We start from the raw sequence: 24886 nt of genomic DNA on the forward strand, positions 1-24886 counted from the left end.
AGATCAGACTAGCCAGCGCGCTCCAACGCGGGTGTGGTTCCAGTGCCGTCGCTCGGGGGCTGGGCGGGGGCTCTGGTGCGGAGGACCCGGTTGACGTGGGCGGCGTCGAGGACGCGTTCCCAGCGGGCGACGACGAGGCAGGCGACGCTGTTGCCGGCGAGGTTGGTCAGCGCCCGGCATTCGGACATGAACTTGTCGATGCCGAAGATCAGCATGATGCCGGCGGCCGGGACGGTGCCGACCGTGGAGAGCGTGGCGGCCAGGGCGATGAATCCGGCGCCGGTGACGCCACCGGAACCCTTGGAGGTCAAGAGCATCACGGCCAGCAGGCCGATCTGCCCGCCGATCGTGAGCGGGGTGTCGGTGGCCTGCGCGATGTAGACGGCGGCGAGGGAGAGGTAGATCGAGCTGCCGTCGAGGTTGAAGGAGTAGCCGGTGGGCACGGTGAGCCCGACGATTTCGCGCCGGATGCCGAGTCCCTCGAGTTTGGCCATCAGCCGCGGCAGCACGCTTTCCGAGGAGGAAGTGCCCAGCACGATCAGGAATTCCTCGCGCAGGTACCGCAGCAGCCGGAAGATGTTGACCCGGACCAGGGCGGTGATCCCGCCGAGGACCACGACCACGAAGAACAGGGAGGTGCCGTAGAACAGCGCGATGAGGTGGCCCAGGCTGGTGAGCGTGGCGACGCCGTACTTGCCGATGGTGTAGGCCATCGCGCCGAAGGCGCCGACCGGGGCGGCCAGCATGAGGTAGCGCAGGATCGTGAACACGATGGCGGTCAGCCGGTTGACGCCTTCGACGACGGGCCGGCCGGCGGGGCCGACGGCCTTGAGCGCGATGCCGAACAGCACCGCGATGAAGATGACCTGCAAGACGTTGCCGTCGGCGAAGGCGCCGATCGCGCTGGTGGGCACGATGTCGGTGAGGAAGTGCCACCAGCTCTGGTTCTCGCCGGACTGGACGTACTGGGCCGCGCTGCCCGAAAGCTGCAGCGAGCCGGGATGCGCGTGCACCCCGGCGCCGGGCTGGAAGACGTTGACGGCGATCAGCCCGACGAGGAGCGCGACCAGGGTGCCGGCCTGGAAGTAGGCGAGGGATTTCAGGCCCACCCGGCCGACGCGGCGGAGGCTGTCGACGCCGCCGATGCCGGCGACGATCGTCAGGAAGACGATCGGCGTGATGAGCATCTTGATGGCGTTGACGAAGGTCGTGCCGACGGGTTCGAGCGCGATCCCGGCGGAGGGCCAGAGCCAGCCGGTGAGGATGCCCGCCGCGATCGCGGTGAGCACCCAGAAGTACAGCTGCTGGTACCAGGGCTTGGCGGTTTTGGCCGGGGAGAGGGCCATGGTTTCTCCTCGTTGAGAAGGGGGACCCGGCCCGGAGGGGACTCCGACGCCCGGCTCGGTGGTGGTCCGCTGGATGCCTCAGAGCAGTTCGAGCAACGCGCCGGTGAACTCGGCGGTGGTGGCGGTGCCGCCCAGATCGGGAGTGCGCACGTCGGTCTTGGCCAGGACGGTGGCGATCGCGCCGGTGACCTCGTCGGCGGCTTCGCGGTGGCCGAGGTGGTCGAGCAGCATCGCCGCCGACCAGATCGCCCCCAGCGGGTTGGCGATGCCGCGGCCGGCGATGTCCGGCGCCGAGCCGTGCACCGGTTCGAACATGGACGGGAATTCCCGCTCCGGGTTGAGGTTCGCCGACGGCGCGATCCCGATCGAACCGGCCACCGCGGCGGCCAGATCGGACAGGATGTCGCCGAAGAGGTTGGAGGCGACCACCACGTCGAACCGGGCGGGGTCGAGCACGAACTTCGCGGCCAGCGCGTCGATGTGCTCCTGGTCCCAGGTGACCCGCGGGTGCGCGGCGCCGCGTTCGGCGACCAGCTGGTCCCAGAACGGCAGGGTGTGCACGATGCCGTTCGACTTGGTCGCCGAGGTGAGGTGGCCGCGGCGGGTGGCGGCGAGGGCGAAGGCGTAGTCCAGCACCCGGGTGACGCCGGCGCGGGTGAACACGGACTCCTGCACGGCCAGCTCGTCGGGATGGCCCCGGTTGAGGCGCCCGCCGATCTCGCTGTACTCGCCCTCGACGTTTTCCCGCACCACGACGAAATCCACCTCACCCGCCGCGGCCGTCCGCAGCGGGCTGTCCACCCCGTCGAACACGCGGATCGGCCGGAGGTTCACGTACTGGCGGAAGCCGCGCCGGATGGGGATCAGCAGTCCCCACAAGGAGACGTGGTCGGGAACCCCGGGGTACCCGACGGCGCCGAGGAGGATGGCGTCGGACTCCCGGAGCTGGTCCAGACCGTCCGCGGGCATCATCGCGCCCTGCTGTGCGTAGCGCCGGCACGACCAGTCGTAGGAGGTGTAGTGGAAGCCGAAGCCGTGCCGGTGGCCGACGGCGTCGAGGACCTGCTGGGCCGGGGGCAGTACTTCGGCGCCGATCCCGTCTCCGGGGATCAGGGCGATCCGGTAACTCGTCATGCGGTCGATTGCAGCAACCGCGCGGCCGGGCCGTCCAAGACGCAGATGCGATGTGCCTTATAGGCGGTGCTTATCAGTGCTTTTCGGCCTCGGCCAGGAAGGCGTGGGCGGCGGGGGACAGTTCGGCGCGGCGACTGACCAAGGCGATCCGGAGCGTGCTCTTCGGTTCGATGTCCAGCACCCGGGCTCCGGCATTCTCGGCGAACGTGCGCCAGGACTCGGTCAGCACGGCGAACCCGACGCCCGCCAGCACCAGCGGCAGAATCGTCGTCCGGTGCTCGGTCTCGGTCGCCACGGTGAACGCGATGCCCGACTCCCGCAGCCCGTCGACGTAGGCGCGCATACCGGTGCCCCGCTGGCCGACGATCAGCCGGTGCCCCGCCAGGTCTTCGCGGGCGACGGGCCGCCCGGCGGGAAACGGGCCGTCGCCCGGAGTCACCAGCACGAATCGCTGCTCCCCGACCGGGTGCGCGGTCACTTCCTTGTCCGGCAACGGGTCCGGGGTGGCCAGCAGCCCAAGTTCGGCGGTACCCGTGCGGACCAGGTCGACGACATCGCGCGGGGTGAACGCGGCCCGGATGGTCACCGACACGCCGGGATACCGGTCGCTGAAGCCGCGGATCATCGTGGTCAGCGGCTCCACCGCCTGCGAAGGCATCGCCGCGATGTCCAGTCGCCCCTCGCGCAGTTCGTGCACGGCGGCCACCCGGGCACGCGCCGTCTGCAGGCTGCGCACGGCCGCGCGAGCCGGATCGATCAGCGCCTTCCCCGCCTCGGTGAGCACCGCCCGCCGCCCGATCCGGTGGAACAGGTCACCGCCCAGGTCGCGTTCGAGCGCCCGCATCGACTGGGACAACGACGGCTGCGACACGTACAGCACCGAAGCCGCCCGGCCGAACCCGCCGTGGTCCACAATGGCCAGGAAGTACTCAAGCTGCCGGATGTCCATGAGCCCAATTCTCGGCAGCCGCCCACCAGTCCCGCCGGTGGGGCGTACCGGGTTCTCAGCCGAGGACGCGCACCTGCACGCCGTCCTCCAGCACCTCGAGGTCGGCCAGGCCGGGGACGCGCGCGGTGGGTTCGACCGCGCGGAGATCGCGGGTTCCCACGGCGAGCACCGGCATCCCGGCCGCGAGTCCCGCCCGCACCCCGGCCGGCGCGTCCTCCACCACGAGGCATTGGTTCGGCGCGATGCCGAGCCGGGTGGCGGCGGTCAGGTACCCCTCGGGCTCGGGTTTCCCGGCGCTGAGCTGATCGGCGGTGACCAGCACCTCGGGCGTCGGCAGGCCGGCGGCGGCCAGCCGCGCCCGCGCCGCGGGTTCGGTGCACGCCGTGACCACGGCCCACGGCCAGTCGGCGAGAGAGGCGAGCAGTTCACCGGCGCCCGGGAGGGCGACCACCTCGTCGGCGTACGCGGTCTCCAGGGTCAGCAGTTCGGCGTTCTCCGCGAGGTTGACCTCCGCGGGGCGGTCCGGCAGCACCTCGGCCATCACCTCCTGGCCCGGTCGGCCGTGCACCCGGTCGAGGAAGCTCGCGGGATCGATCCCCACCCGGGCGGCCCAGACGCGCCAGACGCGCTCGACGACCGCGTCGGAGTTGACCAGGGTGCCGTCGAGGTCGAACAGTACGGCGCGGACGCGAAACTCGAAGCCAGCCATGGTCCTCCTTTAAGTTCTCCAGGTGAATAAAATAGCCGGAAACGGCCGTCGAGGAAAGGAGCCCGGTGCCCGAACCGCTCGCCGCCGGCAAACTGCTGACCCTCCTCCACATGCGGGGGGCGATGACCCGCGCGCAGGCCACCGAAAGCCTCGGGCTGGCGCGCAGCGCCATCGGGGTAGCCGTCGACGAGCTGGTGGGGCTCGGCCTGATCCGCACCGCTCCGGCCGGTCCCGCCGCCGGTCGGGGCCGTCCCTCACCGCTGATCGAGCCGGATCCGCGCGGCCCGGTCGCCGTCGCGGTCGAACTGCGGCCCGGCTACCTGCGGGTGGCGACGGCGGGGCTCGGCCTGACCGCGCTGCGGATCGCCACGCATCCGGTCCCGGATCTCGAGCCCGCGGCGGTGGCGCGGCAGGTGGCCGAACTGGTCGACGGCATCGGACCGTGCGCCGGGGTGTGCGTGATGGTGCCGGGGGCGCTGCGGGAAGCCGACGGTCACGTCCGCTCGGCCCTGCACCTCGGCTGGAACGAGGAGCCGTTCGGCGCCCGGTTGGGCGAGCGGATCACCGCACCGCTGCGGTTCGGTGACGACGGCACGCTCGCCGGGCTCGCCGAGTACCACCGCGGCGCCGGCCGGGGGACGACCACCATGCTCCTGCTCTGCTGCGAACACCGGGGGATCGGTGGCTCGCTGGTCAACGCGGGCGTGGTCTTCGGCAAGAACTCCTTCGGGGTGCAGGCCGGGCACATCACCGTGGATTCGGCCGGACCGCGCTGCCCGTGCGGCGCGCGCGGGTGCCTGGAGTTGTACGCGGACGGCGCGGCGATGCTCCGGGAAGCCGGTGCCGATCCGGGGGAGGCCCAGGAGGCGGCGGTGGCACGGGTGCTGGCGGAGGACGCGGCCGTGGTCCGGCACGCGGTCGAGTTCCTCGGCGCCGGGCTGGCCGCGCTCACCAACATCCTCGCCCCGGAGCGGATCGTCCTCAGTGGACTCCTCGGCCGGCTGGCGGCCGCGCGGCCGGGGCTGCTGCGATCCGTCCTCGACGAGCGATCGATCGTGGCGAGGAGCGACCGCACGGACCTCACCGCCGGCGAGCTGGCCCACCCGGTGCTCGTGGGGGCGTTGGACCGGGCCTTCGCTCCCTTGCTGGCCAACCCCGGGCTCACCGCGACACCGGATCGGTGAGGAATCGCGAGTCCCCCGTTTCGGACGTGCGAGACCCCCGTTTCAGCACACCGAGTTCCCCATTTCGGAAGGCGAGTTCCCGCCTTGTTACATTCCAACGCTTGCCCGCGATATATCACGCACGATACGGAACGTGCCCCGGGGGTGCGAGGTGTCTCAGGTATCGGGTGTCCCGGAGCCCCGTAGCACCGCCCTGCCCCAGGCGCTCGGGAACGCCCTGCGGTACGGGCCGTTCCACCGCGCGCTCGCCGAAGCCATCGAACACCGGGGGCTGTCGCTGTCCCGCCTGCGCGCGCACCTGGCCGCGCGGGACATCGCGATCGCGGAGTCGACCCTGAGTTACTGGCAGCGAGGGCTGCGGCATCCGTCCGTGCCCCGTTCGCTCGCCGTGGTCCGCGCGCTGGAACAGGTGCTGCGACTTCCGGACGACAGCCTGGTCGTCCTGCTCGGCCCGCGGCGGCGCGCCCCGGAGGTCAGCGAGCATCGGCCCGCGATCTCGGAGCTGAGCCAGAGCTGGGCGGAGACCTGCACGCTGCTGGACGAGTTCACCGGGGTGTCCGGGGTTCCCTGCAATTCGGATCTGGACCTGGCGACCGTGATCGACGCCCTGCGCTTGACCGCGGAGGGCGGGATCGGCGAGCTCACCTCGACGATGGTGGTCCGCGCCCGCCGCCCCGGACCGGACGGCTTCGTGGTCACGCATCAGGCGGAGCCCGGCACGGAAGCCGAAGTCCCCCAGGCGTTCGCCGTCGACGGGTGCCGGCTGGGCAGGGTGCGGCGGCACCCGTCGTCCGCCGGGATGGTGTTCGAGGCGTTGTTCGACCGGAGGCTGGACGAAGGGGACACCCACGTGTTCACGTTCCGGGTGACGCTGGCCAAATCGCTCCGGTCCACCAGTTTCCACCGGACCATTCGAGGCAGGATGTCGGCCTACCTCCTGCGCATGCGCTGCGATCCGGCGGCGCTGCCCGTCCGCTGCACCAGGGTGGTGCGCGAACGCGAAGGGCTCGACCCGATCGTCAGCGAATCCCTGCTGTGCGGCCACGGCGGCGTCGTCAGCGCCTACTTCGAGAACCTGGGCCCCGGGGTGGCCGGTATCGATCTCATCTGGGACTAGCTAGTCCGGGATTCCGCGCCTGCGCCGCACGATCTCCCGGCCGATCACCGCCAGCCCGGCCACGACGGCGGCCACCAGACCGATCACGACCTCGGGCCGCGCCCCCTCGGGCCGGTCCCCGTCCACCGGTGGCTTCACCCGCTGCTGCTCCAAGCCGATCTCCCGGCCCGGCACAGCGCGAGGCGGTGTCGCCCGCAGGGGCGCGCGCTCGCCGCCGTCCGCGATGGCGGTCACGGCGATGAGCTGCGGCGCCCCCGCGGGCACACCGGCCGCACCGCGAACGAGATCCGCGCTGAGCGGGTAAACCGGAGACCCCCGATCGGCGATCGAGACCCGTTTCGGCTCGATGTGGTGGATCTGCCGGAAATAGGACCCCGCGAAACCGTTCGCGGCACGCACGGCGGCGGAATCCGCCGGTGACGGCGGAACCACCGCACCGCCGGCGCAGGCGTGCGTCGCGGCGAACAGCAATGCGCACACCGCCGCGAGGACCCTGCTCGATTTCCGGCAGATCCGGACCATTCCCCGGGTCATCCCGTCACGAGGGCGGAACGCGCGACCCGTCGAGTGGATGTGCGGCCCACGGGACCACTCCTTGTCGCAGCGAGACCGGCACGGTTCGTGCCGGTCGCCGGGCGGGTATGCCCGACTGCGACTACCTTGCGCCGCAAGGCTTTCCCGGACAACCTCCGGAAGCGGGGGCCGGAGCCGCCCGGCGATCGTTCACGGGTGCGGCAACCGCCGGACCCCGGTGCGCGGGAAGATTCACCGGGGGAGGTTCACAACTTGTGAACGGGCTACGTGGTGGCGGGCTGGGTCCGGTAGCGGGGGTTGGTGGCGTGCCATTCGAAGCCGCCACCCATCCACGACTGCAGCCCCCGCAGGAACCGGTGCAGTTCCGGGGACGGCACGGCTTGGAGTTCGCGGTGCAGGGCCTGGAAGTCGCGGACCACGTTGTTGTGCAGTTCGACGGTCGCTTCGGTGGCCTCGTCGATGGAGCAGTCCCGGTCGGCGGCGATCTGCAGGACCATGTTGCAGGGCGGATTCTCGTCCGCCAGGTCCTTGGTCACCGAATGCAGGTCGTTGACGAGCACCGAGGCGGTCCCGGCCCAGAAGGCGGCGCGGCGGGCCCGCGGCTCGTAATAGAGGTTCGCGGGCAGTTCGTAGCCGCCCAGGACGTCGATGACCGTCATGGAGGTGTAGAAGCTGTCGTGCTGCCGGGCCGCGAGGTACTTCCACGCGGGTGGGCTCTGTTCGGTGTGCTTCCAAGCCGCGTAGGCGGTCCAGCTCACGAACATCGCGAACGTGGAGTAGCAGACCCGCTGAACCTGGGCGGGAGTGGCGTAGCGCGTCAAGTGCTCGACGGCCGACCCCAGGGCGACGAGCACGCGGTCGCCCGCGAGCGTCTTGTCGAGTTCGCGGGTGAACTCCCCGGCGGGCGGGACCGGGTCCATGGCCGCCATCGCCAGGGTCAGCCGCTCGGGCAGTTCCGTCGGCGTGGCGCCCAGCGCGGTGTCGTCCGCGTACAGGTCGTCCGCGGCCCACCACGCCGCGTTCAGCTTCGCCGCGACCAGCAACCGGTCCGGATCGGCGCAGTCGGGATGCGCCAGCGTGACCAGCCGCCCGAACCGCGTTTTGCGGATCTGGTCGAGTTCCTCGTCGGGGAAGCCGCATTCGGCCGCCCAGGCGACCAGCCGCTCGTCGACCTCGTCCGCGAGGACGTCGTCGACGCGCTCGGTCACGGGGCAGTACAGCGGTGTCGCCGTCCCGTCCCCCCACGCCCGGTCCGCGTAGCCGGGTTCCGGCACGGCCGGCGCCTCGGCCGGCGGCTGAGCCAGCTGGGCGGCCAGCCGAGCGGCCGAAGTTCCCAGACCCGACGGCCAGCCCGGAAGAGCGGGGAACCCGTCCGGCGGATCCGGAACGGGCGGGGGTGCCGCCGTCTCCTCTTGTCCGGGCGCGTCGGCGACGGCCGGTGCTTGTTCGGCCGGAACGTCTTGCGGCGCCGGTGCTTCCGTCACGAGCCGGGCGGCCGAGGTGCCCAGGCCGGTCGGCGTGGGCAACCCGCCAGGCAGCGGCCGGGCGTGGGGAGGTGCGGGATGGGTGTCCGTCATTGCTGCGCCCCCTGTGTCGGTCAGATGCGGTCGGCGGCGATGAGCAGGTAGTGGAAGCTGCCTTCGCGGTAGGCCGTGAGGAACGTTTCCTCGATCCCGGTGGTCACCGAGGATTTGGCGCGCAGTTCCCAGTACGGGATCGTTTGAGCGGTCAGGTCGACGACGGCGATCGGGACGAGATTGGCCGCCATCATCGCCTTGAAGTACGCGCTGCGGGGATGAATGTTGCAGGTGTAATGCTGGTCGATCTGGCTGACCGCCTTGGACCGGCCACCGGTCACGTCGTTGTAGCAGCCGGTGATGCACACGTACCGGCCCCCGAACACCAATTGCCGCGAGTGCTCGGCGAACAGTTCGAACAGATCCACGTACATGGTGCTCTCGTTGTTCCAGATCCCCCGCATGCTGCCGGTCTCGAAACCGGTGTCGAGCATGTTGCGGAAGTGGTAGCGCACCGCATTGTCCACCCCGCGCAGTTTCGCCTGCTGGTTGGCGAACTCCACCTGCTGCTCCGAAATCGATATCCCGTCCACCCGGCACCCGAAACGCTGGTGCGCCATTATGCTGCTGCCGCCGCGTCCGCACCCGGCGTCCAGCAAACGGTCCCCGGGCCCGACGTCGCCGAGGTGATCGAGCAGCACCTCGGCCTGCACGGTTTCCAACCGGTGCAGTTCGGCGATGATCCGCTCGTCCCGGGTGTCCTCGGCGCTTTCCAGTACGGACCAGTCGACCTCGCCGATCCCGTAGTGGTGGTGGTAAAGACCGTCGACATCGCCCAACCGGAGGTTGACCGGGTTCTTCTCCTTGTTCCAATAGGACGCCACAGCTTTTTGGTAGTCACTGCGCAGGACATTGCCCGGATTGGAACGTGTCATGGACGCAGATGTCACAGATGAGTCCCTTCAAGTGTTGTTCGTGGCACGACACGGGTTTCTATTTCGGCGACCGAAACAAAAAGAAGTTAGCACCTGGAAACGGTCATCGGTACCGCTACCTCCCGGCGGGCGAGGGGCTTCCGTAGTCGGTGGATTGCTTGTGCCTTAGCCACTATGCGCGCTGTGCCCCGCTCTGAACACCCATCGACGCGAGGACAACTCGAAAGGTGACAACGGCAACCGAACACCCACCGGCGCCCGCCCCCGCAATCCGCGTCATTACACCGACACGGCGGGGCGCTGGGCCAATACGGTGAAACCCGCCGAGCGGTTTGCTGACTGCGCGTCGCTGGCCGTTAAGAAATGGGACTCGGCCGTCGCCGCGAATTGATCTTTAAGTGCCGGGATTGGGCGCCGGGGGATAGGGGCAATGACTGGGCCGATGCGGTGATTCGTGCGTCGATGACCCGCCCGTGCGACGTCGGTGGGGTAGGGCGTTGGCGGTCCGGGTGACCGGGGCGGGCGAGATCCGCCCCGGCACGGATGGCGTACGAATTACCGCGCGGAACGTCGGTCACCGGACGACGTCGTAGACCAGCTTCTGGATCCCGTTGGCGTAGGGCTGGCTCTCGACGAGCTTGAGGTTCTGCTTGTCCTTGTCGGTGTCGCTGAACAGCCGCTTGCCCGCGCCGAGCAGGACCGGGAAGACCAGCAGGTGGTAGCGGTCGATCAGGCGGGCATCGGACAGGTTGCGGTTCAGGGTGGCGCTGCCGTGGACGATGATCGTCCCGCCCGCGGTCTCCTTGAGCGCGGCGACGTCGTCCAGGGAACGGAGAATGTTGATCTCGCCCCAGTTGGTCACCAGGTCCTGCTCCCGCAGCGTGGTCGACACGACGTACTTCGGCATCGCGTTGTAGCCGGGGAACTCCGCGGTCATGTCCGGCCACACCGGCGAGAACGCCTGGTAGCTGACGCGGCCCAGCAGCATGGCCGCGGCCTCGTCCTGCTCGCGGGTCTTGATCTCGTAGGCGGCCTCGTCGAACTGGATGTCCTTGACGGTCCAGCCGGAGTTGCGGTAGCCCGGCTCTCCGCCAGGCGCCTCGACGACGCCGTCGAGCGAGACGAACGCGGTGGCGATCAGGGTGCGCATGTGGTTGCTCCTTGGTTGTTCGGACGTGCTGTCGTCAGTGCGTCGAACGGGAGCTGCCGAATGCGACAAGCCGCGCCGGGAATTTCCGTCGCGCCGATCTTGCCCGCGCCCGCCGGTCACTCGTCGCGCAGGGAGCGGCGGATCTCCTCCAGCTTGTCGCGGGCCGACTTGTCGCGTTCGGCGAGTTCGTCGTCGAACGCCTTCGCCTCCGGCGTCTCGCCGGCCAGCTCGGTCGAGCCGAGCGCGGTCGCGAACCGGTTCTCGATCCGGTCGCGGACGTAGTCGAAGTTCGGCACTCCGGACTCGGTGTAGTCGCCTTCCGGTGGCGTGGTGTCGCTGGGCATGGGTGCACGGTAGCCCCGCGGCCGGTGTCCGGGCAGTCTCGACTTCAAGGTATTCCTTGACAAGAATATTCTGTTGAGTGAATACTTCGAGCCATGGACCGGATCGCCTCAGCACTCGGGGACGCCGCGCGGTGGCGCATCGTGGAACTCCTCGCCGAGCGGCCCCGGTCCGTCGGTGAACTGGCCGAGCTGACCGGGTTACGGCAGCCGCAGACCACCAAGCACCTCCAGACCCTCGCCCGAGCCGGTCTCGTCACCGTCTTCCCGCTCGGGCAACGTCGCGTCTACGCGGTCGAGGCGGCGCCGCTGGCGGCGCTCGCGCGCCGACTGCGGGAACTGGTCGAGACCACCGAGGCGCACCAGGGCGAGCGGGAGGTCATCGCGCGGTACCGCGCGACCATCGAAGCGGAATCCGCGGTCGCGGACCGGGAACGGTGGGCGGACGGCCGGGGCTTCTCGTTCGAGCGCGTGCTGGCCGCGCCCCGGGACGTCGTCTGGCGGCACTGGGTCGACCCGGACCTGCTGGCGTCCTGGTGGGCCCCGCCGTCGATGACGGTCACCGACTGCGCTCTCGAGCCGCGGGCGGGCGGGCGCGCCGTCCTCGAGTACCGCGACGCCGAAGGGCGGTACCGCTCCGCGGGGATCGTCCACTCGGCGAAGGAACCGGAGCGCCTCGTGTTCGACCTTTCGGTACTGGACGCGGCGGGGGCGGTCTCGTTCAGCGGCCACTACGACCTGACGCTCACCGCGGCCCCGGGCGGCACCCGGCTGCGGCTCGGCCTGCGCATCACCGAAACGACCGTCGAGGCCGTCCCCCACATCGCCGGGATCGAAACCGGCTGGGGCCAGGTGCTCGACAACCTCGCCGCCGCCGTCGGCGCGGCCCGGCGCACCACCAAGGGAAAGGAACGACAGTCATGACCGACTCGACCGGCCGCAGGGTCACCGCGAACATGAGCCTCACCCTCGACGGGCGCTACCACGGCCCCGGCGGGCCCGGTGATCTCGGCGCGATCGTCCGGTACGCGACCACCGAGGTCGCGCGAAGGCACCTCACCCGCATCTGGGAGACCGCGACGACGGCGCTGCTCGGCAGACGCAACGCCGAGGGATTCCTGGGGTTCTGGCCGTCGGTAGCCGGCGACGAGAACGCCGATCCGCGTGATCGCGGATACGCGAAGTGGCTGGTCGACGCGGAGAAGGTGGTCCTCTCGACCACCTTGACCGAGGCGCCGTGGGAGCGCACCCGCGTGGTGAACGCCCCGGCCGCGGAGGTCGTCGCCGGGCTCAAGGCCTCCGGCGCGGGCGACATCCTCGTCAACAACAGCGCGAGCGTCATCAAGGCATTGCTTTCGGCGGATCTGCTCGACCGGCTGTATCTCATGATCTGCCCCGAGATCGCCGGGGGCGGGCAGCGGTTGTTCGACGACGGCCTGCCGGCTTCGAAGTGGACACTCGCGCACCAGGAGACCGGTGAACTGGGCGAGCTGGCCCTGGTCTACGACCGCGCACGCTGAGGGAGTGCGGTGTCCCTTCCGGACACCGCTGGTGTGAGCCGGCCGAAATTCGGGTGAGATCGTCGCAACGATGGGGAACACTCGGGCCGCCCGATGAGTTTGTCACGCGTGCGGCCACCCGGCCCGCGAGGCGAATCCCCCGAAACCCAGCGAGGTGCTGCCATGTCAGCTGCGATCACAGAACAACCGGCCGTGCGGGCGGGCCGCACACCGATTGTGGTGCGGCTGCTGGTGCTGGCCACCTTCGTGGTGATCCTCAACGAGACGTTGATGATCAACGCCATTCCGCGGTTGATGGACTCGCTGCACGTCACCGAGCAGGCCGCGCAGTGGGTGTCCACCGCGTTCATGCTCACCATGGCCGCCGTGATTCCGATCACCGGCTGGTTCCTGCAGCGGGTCACCACCCGCCGGGCCTACGCGATCGCGATGGGCGTGTTCCTCGTGGGCACCGCGCTGTCCGCCGTCGCGCCGTCCTTCGCCGTGCTGCTGCTGGGGCGGATCGTGCAGGCCTCGGGCACCGCCGTGATGATGCCCCTGCTGATGACCACGTTGATGACCGTGGTGCCCGAGCACGACCGGGGCCGGGTGATGGGCAACGTCACCCTCGCGATCTCGGTGGCGCCCGCGCTCGGGCCCGCCGTTTCCGGGCTGGTGCTGCAGCTCGGCTCCTGGCGGTTGCTGTTCGTGGTCGTCCTGCCGATCGCGGGCCTGGTCACCCTCTTCGGGCTGCGCAAGGTGCGCGACATCGGCGAGCCGGAGGTGAGTTCCATCGACTGGTTCAGCGTGGCCGCGGCCGCGCTCGGCTTCGGCGGCCTGGTGTACGGCCTGAGCCTGTTCGGCGAACGCGACGGCCACGCCGGGCTGGGCATCGGCATCGTCGTCGCCGGGGCCGCGACGATCGCGGTTTTCGTGCTCCGCCAGCTCAAGCTGCAACGCACCGGCGCGCCGCTGATGGACCTGCGCACCCTCAAGCACCGCACCTACGGGCTGTCTCTGGCCCTCATGTCCATCGGGTTCCTGGCGATGCTCGGATCGATGATCCTGCTGCCGCTGTACCTGCAGAACCTGCGCGGGCTCAGCCCGCTGGAGACCGGCCTGCTGCTCATGCCGGGCGGTCTGGCCATGGGCCTGCTGGGACCGACCGCCGGAAAGGTGTACGACCGGTTCGGCAGCCGGCCGCTGGTGCTGCCCGGCACGATCGGCATGGTGCTCGCCCTCGCCGGGCTCTCCCAGGTCTCGATGACGATGCCGTACTGGCAGGTGCTGGGCCTGCACGCGCTGTTGATGGTGAGCCTGGCGGCGACGTTCACCCCGGTCTTCACGCTCGGCATGGGCGCGCTCCCGGCACACCTGTACTCGCACGGCAGCTCGATGCTCGGGACCTTGCAGCAGCTCGCCGCGGCGCTCGGGACCGCGCTCGTGGTGACCGTGATGTCCGCGCGCGCCGGCAACCTGGTCGCCGACGGCGTCGCCGCCGCGCCCGCGCAGCTGAGCGGGATGAAGCTGGCGTTCCTCGTCGCGGCCGCCCTCGCCGTGGTGACGATCGCCGTCGCGGTGACGCTGCCGCGCCGGGTCGCGACCGCCGACGCCTGACCCCGCGCCTGGTGGAGGGCGACGCGCTCGGCGTGTCACGATGAGGCCGCCAGACCAGTCGCGGGGGAGGGGCGAAAATGCCGGAGCGATCGGGAACCCCTGCCGACGATCCGTTCGGTGGCCGGCGCCCGACCAGTCACGAACGGATGGCGGGGCGGCCTTGGGACGCGTCGTACCACGACGGCCCCGCGCCCTGGGACATCGGCCGGCCGCAACCGTCGATCGTGCGGTTGGCGTCCGAAGGCGGATTCGCCGGCGCGGTGCTCGACGCGGGTTGCGGGACCGGCGAGAACGCCCTGCACGTGGCCTCGCTGGGATTGCCGGTGCTGGGCGTCGACGTGGCCGAGACGGCACTGGCGATCGCCCGGGAGAAAGCCGCCCGCCGCGGGATCGAGGTGAAGTTCGCCGCGGCCGACGCGTTCCGGCTGGAGCGGTTGGGGCGCAGGTTCGCCACGGTGCTGGACTGCGGGCTGTTCCACACCTTCGACGGCGACGAGCGACCGGGATACCTGGCGAGCCTGGCGTCGGTGACCGAGCGCGGTGCGACCCTGTACGTGTTGTGCTTCAGCGACGACGGTCCCGATACCGGCCCGCACCCGGTCAGCCAGGCAGAGTTGCGAGCGGCGTTCGGCCCCGGCACCGGGTGGGCCGTCGCCGCCGTCGAACCGGACCGGATTCAGACGACATTCCACGACGACGGCGCACCGGCCTGGTTCGCGACGATCGAACGGAGCTAGCCCGCCCGGGCGTCAGCGGTCGTGCACGGCGGCGAAGGGCTGGGGCCGGTCGGCGGCGCCGTGCGAGCCGATGCCGAGCAGGCGGCCGTCCGGGAGTTCGGTGCCGGTGCCGAGGCGGCCTTCCGGCGGCCCGTCGACGGGCCGCCACGAGGTGCCGTCGTAGCGGAGCAGCGCCCCGGTGCCGAGGTTCCACAGCGCGCCTTCGGCGTGCACGAGCTTGCCGAGGCCGCCGGTGGGCACCGGGGCCGGTTGCCGGGTCCACGCCGTCCCGTCCCAGTGCATCAGGACGGGGCTGCGCTGGTTCGGATTGTCGTAGGACGCGTGGGTGGCCGAGATCCACACGTCGGCCGGGGAGTAGGCCGCGACGTCGTGCACGGTGAGGTAGTCGGTGGCGGGGACGTCCACCGGGGGCACCGGGGTCTGCGTCCATCGCGTGCCGTCCCAGTGCATCGCGACGATCCGCGACGGCCGCTGGGTCGTGCCGGCCAGCCAGATGTCGTCCGGAGCGGCGCCGTCGACGCTGGTGAAGTACAGGTCGTTGGCGGCGGGCGGGAGCGGTATGTCCTGCCACCCGTTCCCGTTCCAGCGCTTGGCGAAGCTGAACTGCTTGGGGTCGTTGCCGTCCAGGTACGCCTTGCCGATGGTCCAGACCTCGGCGCCGATGGCGGTGACGTCACTGGGGGAGATCCGCGGGGCGCCGGGCACCTCCAGCGGTACCTGGGTCCAAGCCTTGCCGTCCCAATGCACGGTGCCGCCGGCACTGACCTTGGCGAACGAGCTGACGGCCCACGCGTTGCCGGGGCCGGTCACCGCGGAGGCGACGATGTTACCGATGTTCGGCACCGGTGTTTCCGCCCAGCCACCGGATTCGTCGCGCCGGAACGCCTGCGCGGTGATCGACGTCGGCGCGCTGGGCCGGGTGTGGCTGCCGAACGCCCAGGTCGCCCCGCCACCGCTGGACGCGGTGCTGATGGAGGAGGCCAGGCCGGGCCGGGTTGGGAACGGCTCGCCGGTCCAGGTGTCCCGCGCGGTCGCGGGCCCCGCGGTGCCGACGGCCATGGCCGCCACCACGGCGAGGATCGTCCCGGTTCGCTTCAACGTCGCAACCCTCCGGTTGGTGAAAGTCTTCCCCCTGGTACGACGTTCGCGGTGTTGATCCGGTTGCCCGGCAGCGCATCATGATCAGACGACGGAAGGTGGCTGCGTTGAACGACTACGAGAACTACGACCTCGGTGACTTCGTCCTGCAACACGGCGCGACCCTCCGCGGCGCCCGGCTGGCGTACCAGACCTACGGCACGCTCGACGCGGACAAGGGCAACGCGATCGTCTACCCGACCTGGTACTCGGGCCGGCACTGGGACAACGAGTGGCTGATCGGCGAGGGCATGGCGCTCGACCCCGCCAGGTACTTCATCATCGTGCCCAACATGCTCGGCAACGGCCTGTCCAGCTCGCCGAGCAACACCCCGCCGCCGTACGACCGGGCCCGCTTCCCCCGCGTCACCATGTGGGACAACGTCCGGGCCCAGCACCGGTTGGTGACCGAGCACTTCGGCATCCGGACCCTCCCGCTGGTGACCGGCTGGTCCATGGGGGCCGGGCAGACCTACCAATGGGCGGTGTCCCATCCGGACATGGTGCAGCGGATCGCGCCGTTCTGCGGTTCCTCGGCCACCAGCGAGCACAACAAGGTCTTCCTCGAAGGCGTCAAGGCCGCGCTCACCGCCGACGACGCGTTCCGCGGCGGTTGGTACGACCAGCCGCCGGTCAAGGGCCTGCGCGCGGCGGCGCGGGTGTACGCGGGCTGGGGCTTCTCGCAGGCGTTCTACTGGGATCGCGTCTACCGCGATCTCGGCTACAGCTCGCTGGAGGACTTCCTGGTCGGTTTCTGGGAGGGGTTCTTCCTCGACGACCGCGACGCCAACAACCTGCTCACCATGCTGTGGACGTGGCAACACGCCGACGTCGGCCGGACGCCCGGGTTCGACGGCGACACGGTGGCCGCGCTGCGCTCGATCACCGCGAAGGCGATGGTGCTCCCGGCGGAGAAGGATCTGTACTTCCCGCCCGAGGACGAGGCGTGGGCGTGCCAGTACATCGCGAACGCCGAGCACCGCGTGATTCCCGGTGTGTGGGGCCATTTCGCCGGCGGCGGCGCCAACCCGGTGGACATCGGGTTCATCGACACCGCGCTCAAGGAACTGCTGAGCCGGTGAGGGGTCTCACCCCGCGGTGCGGGGATAAAGCCGATGCCGTTTGAGGATCTCGACGAGCTTGTCCAAGGGCAACGCCTCGCGGGTTCCCAGGTTGCCGGTCATGCGCTCGGCTTTGGTGGCGGAGTTGAGCAGCGCTTCCTGGGTGGCCTCGACCACGGCGTGGAAGAACGGGTCGATCTCCTCGTTGTCGATCGCCCGGGCTTCCCGTAGCGGCACGGGCTTGTCCGCGCGGACGTCGTTGCCGGTCGAGAAGGCGAGGTAGATGTCACCGTCGCCGTTGGAGGCGACGCCACCGACCACGCCGAGGCCGATACCCGCGCGTTCGGCGAGCCGCCGGCACTGACCGGGCAGCATGGGGGCGTCCGTCGCGACGATGATGATGCACGACCCCTGCGACCTGTCCGCGGCGGAACCCAGCGGCGCGGGCGGGGGCAGTTCCGCGCCGACCGGCGCCCCGTTGACCCGGAGGTCGCGTGGCCGGCCGAAGTTCGTCTGCGCGAAGACGCCGACGGTGTACTCGGTGCCGTGGTAGGTGACCACCCGCGAGGAGGTGCCGCTGCCACCCTTGTAGCCGAAGAAGGACATCCCGGTTCCGCCGCCGACGTTGCCCTCGGCGGGCAGCCCGCCCCTGGCGTCGGCCACCGCTCGCCGGACGTGGTCTTCGGTGATCCAGAACCCGTTCATCTGGTTCAGCGGGCCGTCCCAGGTCTCGGCCACCACGGGCAGCCGCCACAACAGCGCCGGGTTCTGCTCGGCTTCCAGTTTGACGAGGGTGTCCCGGACGATGCCGACCTGGTGGGTGTTGGTGATCCCGATGTTCGAGGACAGCCATCCGGACTCGGCGATCCAGTGCGCGCCGGTCAGTTCGCCGTTTCCGTTGTGCGAGTGGATGCCCGCGTAGCAGTGATTGCGCCACACGGGTTCGTCCCGGGGAACGATGATCGTCACGCCGGTCCTGGCGATGTTCGGCGGCGGCCCGGGCCGGTCGAAGATCAACGTCTGGTACCCGACCTTGACCCCGGGCACATCGGTGATCGCGTTGTGCCGGCCGGGCGGCAGCTCGTCGAGGACGATGCCGAGTTCCCGCAGCCGGTAACGCTTACCGCGCAGGATCCCCTGCCACACTTCCGGCGGCACTTCGCCCGCCTCGGCAGTGCCGGAAGGGAGCAACGCCCCCGCCGCGACCGCCGTGGCGGCCGATGCCTTGAGCACTTTCCGGCGGCCCACCGGACGGATCCCGCTTTCCCGTGCTGACTGGTTCACGAGCGCCTCCAAGCTCACCAGCGAGACTTCGGAGCACGAATCACAGTAGCGAGCGGAGGACGCGTTAGCCATGGTTCGCCTGTCGTGCCGCGACCGCATCACGGCGGTTTCTCAGTGTGTGGCTTCGCGCCGTGCTCGTGGGGCGCCCGGGTGGTGAACTCGCCTACCGGAACGGGGAACTCGGTGTACTGAAATGGGGGACTCGCACGTCCGGAACGGGGGACTCGCGCCAGCGGGGCGTCATTTCTTGTAGCCGAGCACCAGGGTGTCCGGCGGGCCCACGTCTTGGACGGCGATCCGGGTGAATCCGGCTTCCAGAAGCCAGGTGCGGCATTCGGACGGGGTGTATTCGCGTCCGCCGGGGGAGGTCAGCAGCATGTTGAGGCTGCCGAGCAGGCTGAGCGTGCGCACCCGGCGTTCGTCGTCGATCATCCGGTCGTAGACCAGTACGGCGCCGCCGGGGCGGACGGCTTCGAGGATCCGGGCGAGCAGGCGCTGCCGCTGCTGGAGGTCGAAGTAGTGCAGCACGTGGCCGACGATGAACACATCGGCCGGGGGCAGGGGGTCGGTGAAGAAGTCGCCCGCCACGAACCGCGGCGACGGCGCCGCCCCCAGGGCCGCCTGGTGCTCGGTGAAGAACGGTTCGAGCTGCGGCAGGTCGAAGCAGATCGCCTCCAGATCGGGGTGGTGCCGGATCAGCGTGGCCGCGAGGTTGCCGCGTGCCCCGCCGAGGTCGACGAACGACGAGTACCGCCGCCAGTCGAACCCGGTGGCCAGGCGGTGTGCCACCCCGCCGTTGACCGCGTCCATCGCGCCGAGGAAGCTGCGCGTCGCCTGGTCGTCTCCGTACCCGTCGAAAAACCCGCCCTCGCTGGGCACCTGTGCCTTGCCGGTGCGCAGGGCCTCGGTCAGGTTGGCCCAGACGGGGAACAGCATCGCGTCCGCCAGGTGCGCGTAACCGCCGACGTAGCCCGGTTTGCGCCGGTCCAGGTACCGGTCCGCGGCGGGGGAGTTGTGGTAGCGGTCGCCCTCGCGGTCCAGCAGGCCCAGCGACACCAGGGCGTCCAGGAAGTCGGTGGCTCCGCGCGGGTGCACGCCGACGGCGGCGCACACCTGCGCGCTGGTCATCGGCCCGCGGGCCAGTGCGCTGAACAGGTCCAGTTCGACGGCGCTGATGAGCGCGCGTGAGCCGTAGAACGCCATGGTGAGCCGCAGGATCTCACCGGGCCCCTCCGGGCCGGGATGTTCTTGGGACATGCGATTTCCCTTTCCTGGTAACGGGTTCACGACCGCGTGGTCGCCGCGGCCCAGTGCCGCGCCGCCTGGTCGGCGAACGCCGTGGTGTGTACGGCGTCGCGGAATTCTTCGCGGGAGGTGAGGTACCGCAAGAACTCCGCGGTGGTGGACACCCCCGGCCCGCCGATCGCGAACTCGTCGAGCGCGCGCCGGAGCCGGTCCAGGGCGCGGGGCCGGTCCGGCGCCCAGACGATCAGCTTCGCCAGCAGTGAGTCGTAGGCCGACGGGATCCGGTAACCGGGGTAGGCGTGCGAGTCCACCCGGACGAACGGCCCGTCCGGTGGTGCGAAGCGATCCAGGACTCCCGGTGCGGGCGCGAATTCGCGGGCGGGCTCCTCCGCGTTGATCCGGCATTCGATCGCGACCCCGCGGCCGGTGACGCCGTCCTGCCCGAAAGCCAGCGGTTCCCCCGCGGCCACCCGGAGCTGCTGTTCGACCAGGTCGATCCCGGTGCGCAGTTCGGTCACCGGATGCTCGACCTGGATGCGGCAGTTCACCTCCAGGAAGAAGAATTCGCCGGTGGTGCCGTCCACCACGAACTCGAACGTGCCGGCGCCGACGTAACCGGCACGGCGCGCGCCTTCGACCGCGGCCCGGCCCATCCGGTCGGCCACGTCCCGGGGCAGTTCCGGCGCGGGGGACTCCTCGACCAGCTTCTGGTGCCGCCGCTGAACCGTGCAGTCGCGTTCGCCGAGATGGACGACGTTCCCGTGCTGGTCCGCGAGGATCTGCACTTCGACGTGCCGTGCGTGCCGCAGGTACCGCTCGAGGTACACCCGATCGTCCCCGAACAGGGCGCGGGCGGTCGCCCGGGTCGTCTCGAACTTCTCGCCCAGCTCGCTGGCGTCCCGGACCACGCTCATCCCGCGCCCGCCGCCCCCGGCGACCGCCTTGATGATCAGCGGGCAGCCGATCCGGTCCGCCGCGGCGGCCGCCTCGGCGAGTCCGGACACCGGCGCGATGTTCCCCGGCAACAGCGGCAGGCCGTGTTCGGCCATCAGCGCGCGGGCCGCCGACTTCTCGCCGAGGCGAGCGATGACGCCGGGTGGCGGACCGATGAACACCAGGCCTTCTTCGTGGCACACCTCGGCGAAGACCGGGTCCTCGGAGAGGAATCCGTAGCCGGGGTGGATGGCCTCGGCGCCGGTCTGCCGGGCGGCCTCGATGATCGCCGGGATGTTCAGGTAGCTGTCCCGCAGGGGCGCGGGACCGATCTGCACCGCGGCGTCGGCGAGCCGCACCACCGCGGAGTCGCGGTCGGCCGTCGAATACACCGCGACGACCCGGATGCCCAGTTCCCGGCAGGTCCGGGCCACGCGAACCGCGATTTCACCGCGGTTGGCGATGAGCACTGTGCGGAACACGGCCGTCAGTCCGCCGCGGCCAGTTCGAACAGCGGCGCACCGTACTCGACCGGCGCACCGTTCTCGGCGACCACCGCCAGCACCCGCCCGCCCTGTTCGGCCTCGACCGGGATCATCACCTTCATCGCCTCGATGATCCCGATCTGCTGCCCGGGCCGGACCACGTCACCGACCCGGACGAACGGTTCGGCGCCCGGGTTCGGCGCCACGTAGAACAGGCCGACCGCGGGGGCGCGCAGATACGTTCCCGGTTCCGGCGCGGGCTCCGGTGGCGCCGCGGCGACCCCTTCGCCGTCGGCCCACTCCAGTTCCACCGAGCAGACCGGGCTGTGCACGCGCAGCACGCGCAGCCGCCGCCCGGATCTTTCGACGAGTTCCCCCAGCAACCGGTGGGTGGCCGTCAGGGTCCGCTCCAGCTCCCGCGCCTCGGCCGTGCCGGGCGCGGTCAGCTCAGGCGGTGAGTTCTGCGCCACGGCTGCTCTCCTCCCACGAGTCCAGGCCGAACGCGCGGAATCGCCGCCGGCGGTGGTCGATCAGCTCGCCGGGGCCCAGCGGGCCCAGGTCGGCGAGGGCGTCGCGCAACGCCCGGCGCAGGGCGCCGGCCGCGGCGCGGTGATCGGCCTGCGGCCCGCCGGCGGGTTCCGGGATCACGGCGTCGAGGACGCCGAGGGACAGCAACTCCCGCGCGCTCGGGCGGAGGGCTTCGGCCGCCCGCCGGGCCTCGGCCGGGTCTCCCCACAGGATCGCCGCGCAGCCCTCCGGACTGATCACCGAGTAGGTGGAGCTGGGGAAGGCCAGCACGGTGTTGGCCACGCCGAGCGCCAGCGCGCCGCCGCTGCCGCCCTCCCCGGTCACCACGGCGACCACGGGGACCGGCAGGGTGGCCATGAGCCGGATGCTCTCCGCGATCGCCCCCGCCTGCCCCTGCTCCTCGGCCTCGACACCGGGGAACGCGCCCGGGGTGTCGATCAGGGTGATCACCGGGATCCCGAGCTTGCCGGCGAGGCGCATCAGGCGCATCGCCTTGCGATAGCCGGCCGGGGTGGCCATGCCGAAGTTGTGCGCGGCCAGCTCCGCGGCCGTATGCCCCTTCCGGTGGCCGAGCACCAGGACCGGGGCGCCGTCCAGCCGGGCCACCCCGCCGAGCAGGGCCACGCAGTCGCCGCCCGCCCGATCGCCGCGCAGTTCCAGGAAGTCCTCGAACACCGAACCGATGTAGTCCATTGTGGACGGCCGGTTGACGTCGCGGGCGCGCTGGACCACGTCCCAGCTCGGCTCCGCGGGCAGTTGCGCGCAGTCGCGGATCAGGCCGCCGTCCGCGGGCGCCGGCGGCGGGGCCGGAGTCGCGGTGGCCAGCAGCCTGCCGAGCACCCCGGCGAGTTCCTCGCGGCGGTGGATGCCGTCGATCAAGCCTCTGGCCAACAGGAACTCCGCGGTCTGGAAGCCTTCGGGCAGGCGCTGGCCGATCGTCTGCCGGATGACCCGGCTCCCGGCGAATCCGAGCCGGGCGCCCGGTTCGGCGAGGACCACGTCGCACAGGGTGGCGTAGGACGCCGCCACGCCGCCGAAGGTCGGATCGGTGACCAGGGAGAGGGTGAGCACCCCGGCCTCGTCGAGACGGCTCAGCGCCGCGGCCGTCTTCGCCATCTGCATCAGCGCCAGGGCGCCTTCCTGCATGCGGGCGCCCCCGGACGCCGACACGATCAGCAGCGGCGTGCGCTCGGCCAGCGCGAGTTCGGCGGCCAGCGTCACCAGTTCGCCCACCGCCGCACCCAGGCTGCCGCCCATGAACCGGAAGTCCATCACCGCGGCGATGACCGGGTTGCCGCCGATGCGCCCGCGCACGCACAGCACCGCCTCGGCCAGCCCGGTGGCCACCCGGGCCCGGCGCAGCCGTTGCGGGTACGGCGTGGAATCCACGAAACCCAGCGGATCCGCGGTTTCCACCCGGAAGTCCAGCGGCTCGGCGGAACCGTCGTCCAGCAGCTGTTCGATCCGCTGGGGCGCCGGCAGCCGGAAGTGGTGCCCGCAGTCGGCGCACACTCCCCGGGTCCGGGCGAGCGTGCGGTGGAACACGAGCCGCCGGCATCCCGGGCACAGCATCCACGACGACCGCGCGCCGGTCCGGTCGTCCTGCTTCTGGCTGGGCATCACGTCCTTCCCTTCCGGTTCACTTCGGGCGGCACTCCAGCATGGTCCAGTGGTAGACCGGTTCGCTGATCAGCTCGAATCCGGTGCTGTCGAACAGTTCGTGCCACTCGTCCAGGGTCCGTTCCCGGCCGCCGAAGAGCACGAGCATGTCGACGTCGAGGAACTTCGCGTGGTCCCAGCGGTTCCGGGGCGCCATCACCTGGTCGAAGACCAGCAGGGTGGCGCCGGTGTCGCCGATCGTCGCGCGAACCCGCCGCAGCAGCTCGGCGGCCCGGTCGTCGGACCAGTTGTGCAGCACCGCCTTGAGCAGGTAGGCGTCGCAGCCGGTCGGGAGCGGGTGCGTGAAGAAATCCCCGGGCACCACGGTGACCCGGTCGGCCACCCCCTCCTCGTCGAGCACCGGCCGCGCCGCGGACACGACTCGGGGCAGGTCCAGCAGCACCCCGGTGGTGTGCGGGTTGCGCCGCAGCACCTGGGCGAGGAACCAGCCGTCCCCACCGCCGAGATCGGCGATCCGGGCGAAGCGTTCCAGCCCCACGTCCGGCAGCTCGTCGAGAACCAGCTGACGGCTCCAGTGCATCATGAACCGTTCGAAGAACGCGCCGACCTCGGCGTTGCGCTCCAGATGCTGGTAGAAGGAGTGCCCGAACACCCGGTCGAACGACGGCTCGCCGGTGCGCACGCTGTGCATGATCTCGTCGAACGGGCGCCAGGTGATGTCCATGTTGTTGTACTTGACCAGCGGCAGCACCCCGTCGGTGTTGTCCGAGCGAAGACCGTCGGACAGCGGGGTGTTGGCGAAGGTCTTTCCCCGGCCCTCGACGAAGATGCCGACCGCGGCGGCGCCCCGCAGGATCCGGTAGAGCGACAGTTCGTGGGCGCCGGTGGCGGCGGCGAGTTCGGCCACGGTCCGCGGCCGATCGGCGAGCTGGTCGGCGATGCCGAGCTCGGCCACGACGTGGACGATCCGCGCCAGCCGCCCGCCACTGGCCAGCAACAGCAGGTGCCGTGCGTGCAGGTCGTCGGGCAGCGCCGTCGGTTCCGGTGGGACGGTCTCCGCAGTTCTGTCCACAGTGGTCATGAGAGTCGGTTCCTCCCTCGTCCTCGGGCGACCATTCCCGCCGTCGCCTCGATGGTTTTCTTGATGTGCGCCATGTTCTTCCGGGTCGCCTGGTTGAGATGCGCGGCCATGCCCTCGTCGTCCAGGTGCGCCCCGGGGTTCATCTCGAATTCCTGAACCCATCGCATCTCGGTTCCGGAACCGTTCTCGCGGTAGGACCAGAACAGGTTCATGTATTTGAAGGGGCCCGGCTCCAGGCGGTGCGCCCGGACGGTCAGCTCGGCTTTGTTCAGCACCCGGCGGGAAACCCATTGCCAGGACTTGCCGTTCGCGTCCGGTTTGGTGGTCAGCCGGAAGTCGATGCTGTCGCCGTCCCGCCGGAGGACCTCCGCCTCGGCGTACTCGGCGAACAGGTCCGGCCACGACTCGATGTCGTTCGTCATGTCCCAGACGAGCTCGACCGGCGCCTGGATGGTCACCGCGTTGTCCGTTCGCGCGGCCATTTCAGCGCACCCCTTCGCGGGTGGCGTTGATGATCCGCAGGGCGAGCCGGGGCGTCGTCATCTCGATGACCTCCTCCTCGGACAGGGCGACCCCGTCCTCCTGTTTCAATTTCGCCGCCAGCTCCATCAGTGCCAGCGAGTCGTAGCCGAGTTCGTCGAACGGAATGTCCAGAATCTCGCCGTCGAGGTCGTATTCGTCGGAATCGCCCGCGCATTCCCTGAGCGCCGCCACCAATCGCGCCAGATCTATTTCAGCCATAC

At 70.5% G+C, this 24886-nt stretch carries 25 protein-coding genes; 7 read left to right on the forward strand and 18 right to left on the reverse strand.

Annotated elements, in window-relative coordinates; genetic code table 11:
• Positions 1-8: 8 nt before the first annotated feature.
• From dctA to FXO23_RS14195, 4 genes are all read right to left on the reverse strand, one after another.
• On the reverse strand, positions 9-1346 hold the full coding sequence (dctA, locus tag FXO23_RS14180; protein WP_158884867.1) for a C4-dicarboxylate transporter DctA: 1338 nt from the start codon (positions 1344-1346) through the stop codon (positions 9-11).
• Between the two features lie 78 nt (positions 1347-1424).
• The gene (locus tag FXO23_RS14185) at positions 1425-2480 is read right to left on the reverse strand and encodes a tartrate dehydrogenase (RefSeq protein ID WP_158884869.1); all 1056 of its coding nucleotides are present in this window, start codon (positions 2478-2480) and stop codon (positions 1425-1427) included.
• Positions 2481-2553: 73 nt separating this feature from the next.
• Positions 2554-3429, reverse strand: a complete 876-nt coding sequence (locus tag FXO23_RS14190) for a LysR family transcriptional regulator (RefSeq protein WP_158884871.1) — start codon at positions 3427-3429, stop codon at positions 2554-2556.
• Positions 3430-3484: 55 nt separating this feature from the next.
• Positions 3485-4138: an HAD-IA family hydrolase gene (locus FXO23_RS14195; protein WP_158884873.1), complete on the reverse strand. Its 654-nt coding sequence runs from the start codon at positions 4136-4138 to the stop codon at positions 3485-3487.
• A 65-nt stretch (positions 4139-4203) separates the two neighbouring features.
• Between FXO23_RS14195 and FXO23_RS14200 the strand changes: the two genes are divergently transcribed.
• Entirely contained in the window at positions 4204-5322 is a 1119-nt protein-coding gene (locus FXO23_RS14200; RefSeq protein ID WP_246257224.1) for an ROK family protein, read from the forward strand.
• A gap of 151 nt (positions 5323-5473) precedes the next feature.
• On the forward strand, positions 5474-6439 hold the full coding sequence (locus tag FXO23_RS14205; protein WP_246257225.1) for a helix-turn-helix domain-containing protein: 966 nt from the start codon (positions 5474-5476) through the stop codon (positions 6437-6439).
• Here the strand turns inward: FXO23_RS14205 and FXO23_RS14210 are convergent, their stop codons facing one another.
• The 5 genes from FXO23_RS14210 to FXO23_RS14230 all read right to left on the reverse strand — a co-directional run bounded on the left by FXO23_RS14210 (position 6440) and on the right by FXO23_RS14230 (position 10919).
• On the reverse strand, positions 6440-6973 hold the full coding sequence (locus FXO23_RS14210) for a hypothetical protein (RefSeq protein ID WP_158884875.1): 534 nt from the start codon (positions 6971-6973) through the stop codon (positions 6440-6442).
• Positions 6974-7236: 263 nt separating this feature from the next.
• The gene (locus FXO23_RS14215) at positions 7237-8550 is read right to left on the reverse strand and encodes a family 2 encapsulin nanocompartment cargo protein terpene cyclase (RefSeq protein ID WP_246257227.1); all 1314 of its coding nucleotides are present in this window, start codon (positions 8548-8550) and stop codon (positions 7237-7239) included.
• A 20-nt stretch (positions 8551-8570) separates the two neighbouring features.
• Entirely contained in the window at positions 8571-9425 is an 855-nt protein-coding gene (locus FXO23_RS14220; RefSeq protein ID WP_158884877.1) for a geranyl diphosphate 2-C-methyltransferase, read from the reverse strand.
• Positions 9426-9999: 574 nt separating this feature from the next.
• Positions 10000-10575, reverse strand: a complete 576-nt coding sequence (locus FXO23_RS14225) for a dihydrofolate reductase family protein (protein WP_158884879.1) — start codon at positions 10573-10575, stop codon at positions 10000-10002.
• A 116-nt stretch (positions 10576-10691) separates the two neighbouring features.
• On the reverse strand, positions 10692-10919 hold the full coding sequence (locus tag FXO23_RS14230; protein WP_158884881.1) for a hypothetical protein: 228 nt from the start codon (positions 10917-10919) through the stop codon (positions 10692-10694).
• 93 nt (positions 10920-11012) lie between these two features.
• Between FXO23_RS14230 and FXO23_RS14235 the strand changes: the two genes are divergently transcribed.
• The 4 genes from FXO23_RS14235 to FXO23_RS14250 all read left to right on the forward strand — a co-directional run bounded on the left by FXO23_RS14235 (position 11013) and on the right by FXO23_RS14250 (position 14769).
• Complete coding sequence (locus FXO23_RS14235; RefSeq protein WP_158884883.1) at positions 11013-11840, forward strand: metalloregulator ArsR/SmtB family transcription factor; 828 nt, start codon at positions 11013-11015, stop codon at positions 11838-11840.
• Complete coding sequence (locus FXO23_RS14240; protein WP_158884885.1) at positions 11837-12436, forward strand: dihydrofolate reductase family protein; 600 nt, start codon at positions 11837-11839, stop codon at positions 12434-12436. The genes FXO23_RS14235 and FXO23_RS14240 overlap by 4 nt, the downstream gene beginning before the upstream one ends.
• A gap of 162 nt (positions 12437-12598) precedes the next feature.
• The gene (locus FXO23_RS14245) at positions 12599-14032 is read left to right on the forward strand and encodes an MDR family MFS transporter (protein ID WP_158884887.1); all 1434 of its coding nucleotides are present in this window, start codon (positions 12599-12601) and stop codon (positions 14030-14032) included.
• A gap of 77 nt (positions 14033-14109) precedes the next feature.
• Positions 14110-14769 carry a class I SAM-dependent methyltransferase gene (locus FXO23_RS14250; RefSeq protein ID WP_158884889.1) on the forward strand — a complete coding sequence of 220 codons (660 nt, stop codon included), beginning with the start codon at positions 14110-14112 and terminating at the stop codon, positions 14767-14769.
• Positions 14770-14781: 12 nt separating this feature from the next.
• On the opposite strand, the gene FXO23_RS14255 is transcribed toward FXO23_RS14250, so the two are convergent.
• A complete protein-coding gene (locus tag FXO23_RS14255) occupies positions 14782-15867 on the reverse strand; it encodes a hypothetical protein (RefSeq protein WP_246257229.1) in 1086 nt (361 codons plus the stop codon).
• A gap of 80 nt (positions 15868-15947) precedes the next feature.
• Here FXO23_RS14255 and FXO23_RS14260 point away from each other — a divergent pair, with 80 nt between their 5' ends.
• Positions 15948-16988, forward strand: a complete 1041-nt coding sequence (locus FXO23_RS14260; RefSeq protein ID WP_158884891.1) for an alpha/beta fold hydrolase — start codon at positions 15948-15950, stop codon at positions 16986-16988.
• A gap of 6 nt (positions 16989-16994) precedes the next feature.
• Here FXO23_RS14260 and FXO23_RS14265 read toward each other — a convergent pair whose 3' ends face one another.
• The 8 genes from FXO23_RS14265 to FXO23_RS14300 all read right to left on the reverse strand — a co-directional run bounded on the left by FXO23_RS14265 (position 16995) and on the right by FXO23_RS14300 (position 24884).
• The gene (locus tag FXO23_RS14265; protein WP_246257230.1) at positions 16995-18251 is read right to left on the reverse strand and encodes a DmpA family aminopeptidase; all 1257 of its coding nucleotides are present in this window, start codon (positions 18249-18251) and stop codon (positions 16995-16997) included.
• 240 nt (positions 18252-18491) lie between these two features.
• Positions 18492-19508 (reverse strand): methyltransferase, encoded by a 1017-nt coding sequence (locus FXO23_RS14270; protein WP_158884894.1) that lies wholly within the window; start codon positions 19506-19508, stop codon positions 18492-18494.
• A gap of 26 nt (positions 19509-19534) precedes the next feature.
• Positions 19535-20911 carry an acetyl-CoA carboxylase biotin carboxylase subunit gene (locus FXO23_RS14275; protein ID WP_158884896.1) on the reverse strand — a complete coding sequence of 459 codons (1377 nt, stop codon included), beginning with the start codon at positions 20909-20911 and terminating at the stop codon, positions 19535-19537.
• Positions 20912-20916: 5 nt separating this feature from the next.
• Positions 20917-21384, reverse strand: coding sequence for an acetyl-CoA carboxylase biotin carboxyl carrier protein (locus FXO23_RS14280; RefSeq protein WP_158884898.1), 468 nt, complete (start codon positions 21382-21384; stop codon positions 20917-20919).
• Positions 21362-23062 (reverse strand): acetyl-CoA carboxylase, carboxyltransferase subunit beta, encoded by a 1701-nt coding sequence (gene accD, locus FXO23_RS14285; RefSeq protein ID WP_158884900.1) that lies wholly within the window; start codon positions 23060-23062, stop codon positions 21362-21364. The genes FXO23_RS14280 and accD overlap by 23 nt, the downstream gene beginning before the upstream one ends.
• Before the next feature lie 19 nt (positions 23063-23081).
• Entirely contained in the window at positions 23082-24143 is a 1062-nt protein-coding gene (locus tag FXO23_RS14290; RefSeq protein ID WP_158884902.1) for a methyltransferase, read from the reverse strand.
• The gene (locus FXO23_RS14295) at positions 24140-24625 is read right to left on the reverse strand and encodes an SRPBCC family protein (protein WP_158884904.1); all 486 of its coding nucleotides are present in this window, start codon (positions 24623-24625) and stop codon (positions 24140-24142) included. The genes FXO23_RS14290 and FXO23_RS14295 overlap by 4 nt, the downstream gene beginning before the upstream one ends.
• A 1-nt stretch (position 24626) precedes the next feature.
• Positions 24627-24884, reverse strand: coding sequence for an acyl carrier protein (locus FXO23_RS14300; protein WP_158884906.1), 258 nt, complete (start codon positions 24882-24884; stop codon positions 24627-24629).
• Between the last annotated feature and the right edge of the window lie 2 nt (positions 24885-24886).

Source organism: Amycolatopsis anabasis, from assembly GCF_009765355.1.
GTDB classification, from domain to species: Bacteria; Actinomycetota; Actinomycetes; order Mycobacteriales; family Pseudonocardiaceae; genus Amycolatopsis; species Amycolatopsis anabasis.